1 rRNA gene is annotated in these 2,939 nt (G+C 52.2%); it reads left to right on the forward strand.

Going from position 1 to position 2,939, the window contains the following annotated elements:
* The first annotated feature begins 2 nt into the window (after positions 1 to 2).
* Positions 3 to 2,937 (forward strand): 23S ribosomal RNA (locus AC0B44_RS21170).
* Positions 2,938 to 2,939 lie beyond the last annotated feature (2 nt).

Genomic DNA, 2,939 nt, shown 5'->3' on the forward strand with positions numbered 1-2,939 from the left:
CAAGTTAAGTTAGAAAGGGCGCACGGTGGATGCCTTGGCACTAGGAGCCGATGAAGGACGGGACTAACACCGATATGCTTCGGGGAGCTGTAAGTAAGCTTTGATCCGGAGATTTCCGAATGGGGAAACCCACTATCCGTAATGGGATAGTATCGTTACTTGAATACATAGAGTAACTGAAGGCAGACCCGGGGAACTGAAACATCTAAGTACCCGGAGGAAGAGAAAGCAAACGCGATTCCCTTAGTAGCGGCGAGCGAAACGGGATTAGCCCAAACCAAGAGGCTTGCCTCTTGGGGTTGTAGGACACTCTACATGGAGTTACAAAGGAACGGGGTAGATGAATAGGTCTGGAAAGGCCAGTCACAGAAGGTAAAAACCCTGTAGTCGAAACTTCGTTCCCTCCTGAGTGGATCCTGAGTACGGCGGGACACGAGAAATCCCGTCGGAAGCAGGGAGGACCATCTCCCAAGGCTAAATACTCCCTAGTGACCGATAGTGAACCAGTACCGTGAGGGAAAGGTGAAAAGCACCCCGGAAGGGGAGTGAAATAGATCCTGAAACCGTGTGCCTACAAGTAGTTAGAGCCCATTAATGGGTGATAGCGTGCCTTTTGTAGAATGAACCGGCGAGTTACGATTACATGCAAGGTTAAGTTGAAGAGACGGAGCCGCAGCGAAAGCGAGTCTGAATAGGGCGATAGAGTATGTGGTCGTAGACCCGAAACCAGGTGATCTACCCATGTCCAGGGTGAAGTCCAGGTAACACTGGATGGAGGCCCGAACCCACGCACGTTGAAAAGTGCGGGGATGAGGTGTGGGTAGCGGAGAAATTCCAATCGAACTTGGAGATAGCTGGTTCTCTCCGAAATAGCTTTAGGGCTAGCCTCAAGGTAAGAGTATTGGAGGTAGAGCACTGTTTGGACTAGGGGCCCCCATCGGGTTACCGAATTCAGACAAACTCCGAATGCCAAATACTTATCCTTGGGAGTCAGACTGCGAGTGATAAGATCCGTAGTCAAGAGGGAAACAGCCCAGACCACCAGCTAAGGTCCCAAAGTATACGTTAAGTGGAAAAGGATGTGGAGTTGCTTAGACAACCAGGATGTTGGCTTAGAAGCAGCCACCATTTAAAGAGTGCGTAATAGCTCACTGGTCGAGTGACTCTGCGCCGAAAATGTACCGGGGCTAAACGTATCACCGAAGCTGTGGATTGACATCTATGATGTCAGTGGTAGGAGAGCGTTCTAAGGGCGTTGAAGCTAGACCGTAAGGACTGGTGGAGCGCTTAGAAGTGAGAATGCCGGTATGAGTAGCGAAAGATGAGTGAGAATCTCATCCACCGAATGCCTAAGGTTTCCTGAGGAAGGCTCGTCCACTCAGGGTTAGTCGGGACCTAAGCCGAGGCTGAAGAGCGTAGGCGATGGACAACAGGTTGATATTCCTGTACCACCTTATGAATCGTTTGAGCGATGGGGGGACGCAGGAGGATAGGGTAAGCGTGCTGTTGGATTAGCACGTCCAAGCAGTTAGGCTGGTAATGAGGCAAATCCCATTACCGTGAAGGCGGAGCTGTGACGGCGAGGGAAATATAGTACCGAAGTTCCTGATTCCACACTGCCAAGAAAAGCCTCTAGCGAGATTCAAGGTGCCCGTACCGCAAACCGACACAGGTAGGCGAGGAGAGAATCCTAAGGTGAGCGAGAGAACTCTCGTTAAGGAACTCGGCAAAATGACCCCGTAACTTCGGGAGAAGGGGTGCTCTTTTGGGTGCAAGCCCGAGAGAGCCGCAGTGAATAGGCCCAGGCGACTGTTTAGCAAAAACACAGGTCTCTGCGAAGCCGTAAGGCGAAGTATAGGGGCTGACACCTGCCCGGTGCTGGAAGGTTAAGAGGAGGGGTTAGCGTTCGCGCGAAGCTCTGAATTGAAGCCCCAGTAAACGGCGGCCGTAACTATAACGGTCCTAAGGTAGCGAAATTCCTTGTCGGGTAAGTTCCGACCCGCACGAAAGGTGTAACGATCTGGGCACTGTCTCAACGAGAGACTCGGTGAAATTATAGTACCTGTGAAGATGCAGGTTACCCGCGACAGGACGGAAAGACCCCGTGGAGCTTTACTGTAGCCTGATATTGAATTTTGGTACAGCTTGTACAGGATAGGTAGGAGCCTTGGAAGCCGGAGCGCCAGCTTCGGTGGAGGCATTGGTGGGATACTACCCTGGCTGTATTGACATTCTAACCCGCACCCCTTATCGGGGTGGGAGACAGTGTCAGGTGGGCAGTTTGACTGGGGCGGTCGCCTCCTAAAAAGTAACGGAGGCGCCCAAAGGTTCCCTCAGAATGGTTGGAAATCATTCGTAGAGTGTAAAGGCACAAGGGAGCTTGACTGCGAGACCTACAAGTCGAGCAGGGACGAAAGTCGGGCTTAGTGATCCGGTGGTTCCGCATGGAAGGGCCATCGCTCAACGGATAAAAGCTACCCCGGGGATAACAGGCTTATCTCCCCCAAGAGTCCACATCGACGGGGAGGTTTGGCACCTCGATGTCGGCTCATCGCATCCTGGGGCTGTAGTCGGTCCCAAGGGTTGGGCTGTTCGCCCATTAAAGCGGTACGCGAGCTGGGTTCAGAACGTCGTGAGACAGTTCGGTCCCTATCCGTCGTGGGCGTAGGAAATTTGAGAGGAGCTGTCCTTAGTACGAGAGGACCGGGATGGACGCACCGCTGGTGTACCAGTTGTCTTGCCAAAGGCATAGCTGGGTAGCTATGTGCGGAAGGGATAAGTGCTGAAAGCATCTAAGCATGAAGCCCCCCTCGAGATGAGATTTCCCATAGCGTAAGCTAGTAAGATCCCTGAAAGATGATCAGGTTGATAGGTTTGAGGTGGAAGCGTGGTGACACGTGGAGCTGACAAATACTAATAGATCGAGGACTTAACTAAAA

It is taken from the genome of Rhodococcus sp. NPDC019050, assembly GCF_055664235.1.